Origin of the sequence: Rhizobium sp. SEMIA 4085, assembly GCF_013004495.1 — a bacterium.
Classification (GTDB): domain Bacteria; phylum Pseudomonadota; class Alphaproteobacteria; order Rhizobiales; family Rhizobiaceae; genus Rhizobium; species Rhizobium gallicum.
Genome location: NZ_JABEPH010000509.1, coordinates 1 through 3303 on the forward strand (window position 1 = coordinate 1; position 3303 = coordinate 3303).

The window sequence follows — 3303 nt, forward strand, 5'->3', positions numbered from 1 at the left end:
TCGCCGACGTCTGCAATCCCTGCCTGGACAGCCGCAATCGTGAGAAGCGAGAAAGCCGCCACGCAGCCGATCATCCAGGTTGTGCGCTTCGACTTTTCCGCTTTCCTGTCCGGCGCTGCCTGTTGCGGCCGGCAAAGACGGAGGCGCGCAGTGCCAAGCGAAATAGTCACAGGGGTTTTGACGTGAAGGCCGTGGCCAACGGGCACGCTTGTATCCTGCACCATCACGTCCGCGCCGGTTGCCTCGATCATCACCTCGGAACCTGCAAACTGCAGACGCATATGATGCGCGCTTACGTCGCGATCACTGAGCATGAGATCGCAGTCCGGGGCCGAACCGATCACGTAGGAGCCGGTTTCCAAAGGCAAGGAGACGCCGCTGTGCACGCCGTTGAGGACGTCGAGTGTCAAATCGGCAGCAGCATTCCTCAAGACCAGATGGGATGCCATGAACTCTCACCTCGCTCGCCGTATACCAAAGATGCCGACGCCACCTTGAAAGCGCGGCCCCGGTCCAGCCAAGTCGTTGCAATGGAGATGAGAGGGGCGACGCAAGTCGCCCCTCGGCTAGTGCTTAGCCGTTCGGACGCTGCTTCGCGGCGTCGAGGGCGACCTTTTTTTCGGTCGTGATTTTGGTAATCTCGGCAGACTTCTCGATCGCCTTGTCGAAGGCTTCCGTCATCGTCTTGATTGAATTGTCCGAGGTCTGCGTACCGCTTACACCGGAAACTGCCATTGTCTTCTCCTTGATAATTCATTCCGGCCGGGAGCAAGGCTCCAGCGCCGGTGTACAGTTCTCATCGAGTCGACCACCCCTCCATAGGGGCGCAGCAATGGTTAAAGTTGAAGCTCGGAATTGACAATTTCCAAGCGCATCACATAATCTTACAATGCGTAATGTGTCGTGATTTAAAACGATTGAAACCGACGTTTCAGTGTCATTAAACTGTTACTCATTGAAGAAACACAGTTATTTTTCAGTGTGTTTCAGCTCTCGCTTGTTTAGCAAATAACATTGGTATCATTTTTGTCCAACTGCGAGTTGCGCATTCCCGGCTGCTGTAATAGCTTTTTGGCTGCTCGACGCGAACAATCGGAACGTTTTAAATGAAGAACGTCATGGTTGCGGGGAAGCTCTTTATGTTAGCTACGGCTATACTGGCACCCACATATCCCGCCCTTGCAGCTATGCCGCGCTGGTACAGCAGCAAATACAGCTACGTTTTGATCAGCCAGGAAGTTCGTGACGCACTGAAGGAGTTCGGGCGCAACCTTTCGATTCCGGTCATCCTGTCGGATCGAATCCGTGGCCAAGTACGCGGCGAGATTCGTGCCGAAACGGCGGGCGGATTCCTCGACAAGGTGACGCAGGCCAACGGGCTGATCTGGTATTTCGACGGCTCGGTTCTGCACGTCAATACCAGTGACGAGTTCGCGACACAGATCATCAATATCGGCAGGGCAAACGGCCAGTCGGTCATAAACGAGATCAAGCGGTTGGACCTCATGGACGAGCGCTTCTCGGTTCTCGCGACCGCCAACGCCCCGGCCATTCGTGTCTCAGGTCCGCCTGCCTTCATCGCCATGGTGAAGCAGGTCGTTTCATCCGTTCAACCGCCCCCCATGACCCAGATGGACGATCCCCGGGTGCGGATCTTCCGCGGCGGCCAGCACAACGAGGTTGCGGACGATCTGGCCGGCAAAGGCCGCCAGACGGCCGCAAATTCAAGCACAGGCGACACCTCAGCAGGAGAGCACAAATGACCGGATCGGTAGCCGTGACAGCGCACACACCCACCCAGACGCAAAATGAGGACCCCTCGCAGGCACAATTCGAGGAGGCCTTGCAGCAAGCCGTTGCAAGCGGCGGTAGCCAGTTGATCGGACAGGAAATGATGAAGATCGCCCAGGAAGTGCTGAACGAAGCCTTGTCCGACGAGGAATAGTCCCCCTTTTTGCCAGCAGGAGACACAACCATGACGGTTGTCCCGCCAGTTGAGAATGCAACGCTTGCAATGTCCCCTGCGCCGCAGGATCCGGCCTCTGCCACCTCGCATGGCCTGTTCGAGTATTCGGCGCAGAACGCCCAAACCCTGCCGCACGGCGCAAGCCCGGCCGATCTTGGCCGGACGATCGTCGACAACCTGAAAGGTTTCGTGGAGCGCGCCGGCAAATTCGCAAGCAACACCGAGCTCTTCGCCCCGATGGACCAATCTGCGGGATTGCAGTCGTTTGCGCCGGATGCGGCCGGCGCTCAATCGGGCGTGACGCGAACACCGGACAGCGAAGCAGGACGGCTGGTCGAGGAGCTGGGGAGGATCTTCGATCATGCGATCGAAACGCAGATGGTCGTGCGCGGCCCGACGCAATTCACAAGCGCAACGATGACCCTCGTCAAAGGTCAATGAAAATCTCCTGGCGCTCCTCATCGATTGCGCGCGGTCTGCTGCTCGCGCTTATGGTCTTGACGCTGCAGGCTTGCAGCGTCGATCTCTACACCAATCTTGACGAACGCGAGGCGAACGAGATGGTCGCAACCCTGCTCTCGAAAGGCATAGCGGCGAGCCGGGTCGTGCAGAAGGACGGCAAGCTGACGGTGACGGTCGACGAGGATCAGTTCTCGCAAGCCGTGACCGCGCTCAACATGACCGGGCTGCCCAAGGCGAAATTCGCGACACTCGGCACCGTGTTCAAGCAGGAAGGCCTTGTCGCCTCGCCCGTGCAGGAACGCGCACAGATGATCTACGCGTTGAGCGAGGAGCTTTCCCGGACTGTTTCCGAGATTGACGGCGTCCTCTCGGCGCGCGTCCACGTCGTGCTCCCGGACAACGACCCGCTGCAGCGCAACGCCGTACCGGCCTCCGCCTCTGTCTTCATCCGCCACGAAAAAGATCTCGACGTCAATCCGCTGATACCGCGGATCAAGACGCTGGTCGCCAACAGCATATCCGGCCTCACCTACGAAAAAGTCTCGGTCGTGCCCGTGGCGAGCGCGCGGGCGAGCGAGCCGGTTGCCGGGGCGCAACTCACATCTTTCCTGGGGATCTGGATGCTGCCCGCGAGCGTGGCCAGGGCCAAGCTCATCGTCGGCTGTCTTGCCGGCGCCCTGTTTGCCGCGATCGCCGGCCTCGGATATCTGGCATGGCGCAAGCAGAGCAGCCGGCGGAAAGTCTACCCGCTGCAGCCCTACGGTCCGGCAAAGTGACGGATCGCTCATCGGCAAACGGCGCGGCAGCCGCCGGACTGGAGAACGTCTGGGCGGCCTTCCGCACCGCCCCGGCCCGCCCTGTCCATCACCGCCGTA

Annotated in this window: 6 protein-coding genes; 4 read left to right on the forward strand and 2 right to left on the reverse strand. The window is 59.4% G+C overall.

Going from position 1 to position 3303, the window contains the following annotated elements; all coding sequences use genetic code 11:
- Both C9413_RS30040 and C9413_RS30045 read right to left on the reverse strand, forming a co-directional pair.
- Positions 1 to 449, reverse strand: a 449-nt coding sequence (locus tag C9413_RS30040; protein WP_170251326.1) for an FHA domain-containing protein, incomplete at its 3' end; no start/stop codon positions are given.
- A gap of 124 nt (positions 450 to 573) precedes the next feature.
- Positions 574 to 735, reverse strand: coding sequence for a hypothetical protein (locus tag C9413_RS30045; RefSeq protein WP_166677379.1), 162 nt, complete (start codon positions 733 to 735; stop codon positions 574 to 576).
- 404 nt (positions 736 to 1139) lie between these two features.
- Between C9413_RS30045 and C9413_RS30050 the strand changes: the two genes are divergently transcribed.
- The 4 genes from C9413_RS30050 to sctJ are packed head-to-tail and all read left to right on the forward strand — an operon-like array spanning position 1140 to position 3204.
- Complete coding sequence (locus C9413_RS30050) at positions 1140 to 1763, forward strand: type III secretion protein (RefSeq protein WP_082046777.1); 624 nt, start codon at positions 1140 to 1142, stop codon at positions 1761 to 1763.
- Positions 1760 to 1945, forward strand: coding sequence for a hypothetical protein (locus C9413_RS30055; protein WP_040116137.1), 186 nt, complete (start codon positions 1760 to 1762; stop codon positions 1943 to 1945). Before C9413_RS30050 ends, C9413_RS30055 begins: the two co-directional genes overlap by 4 nt.
- A gap of 30 nt (positions 1946 to 1975) precedes the next feature.
- Positions 1976 to 2407: a hypothetical protein gene (locus C9413_RS30060; protein ID WP_040116138.1), complete on the forward strand. Its 432-nt coding sequence runs from the start codon at positions 1976 to 1978 to the stop codon at positions 2405 to 2407.
- Entirely contained in the window at positions 2404 to 3204 is an 801-nt protein-coding gene (gene sctJ / locus C9413_RS30065) for a type III secretion inner membrane ring lipoprotein SctJ (protein WP_040116139.1), read from the forward strand. Before C9413_RS30060 ends, sctJ begins: the two co-directional genes overlap by 4 nt.
- Positions 3205 to 3303: the final 99 nt, after the last annotated feature.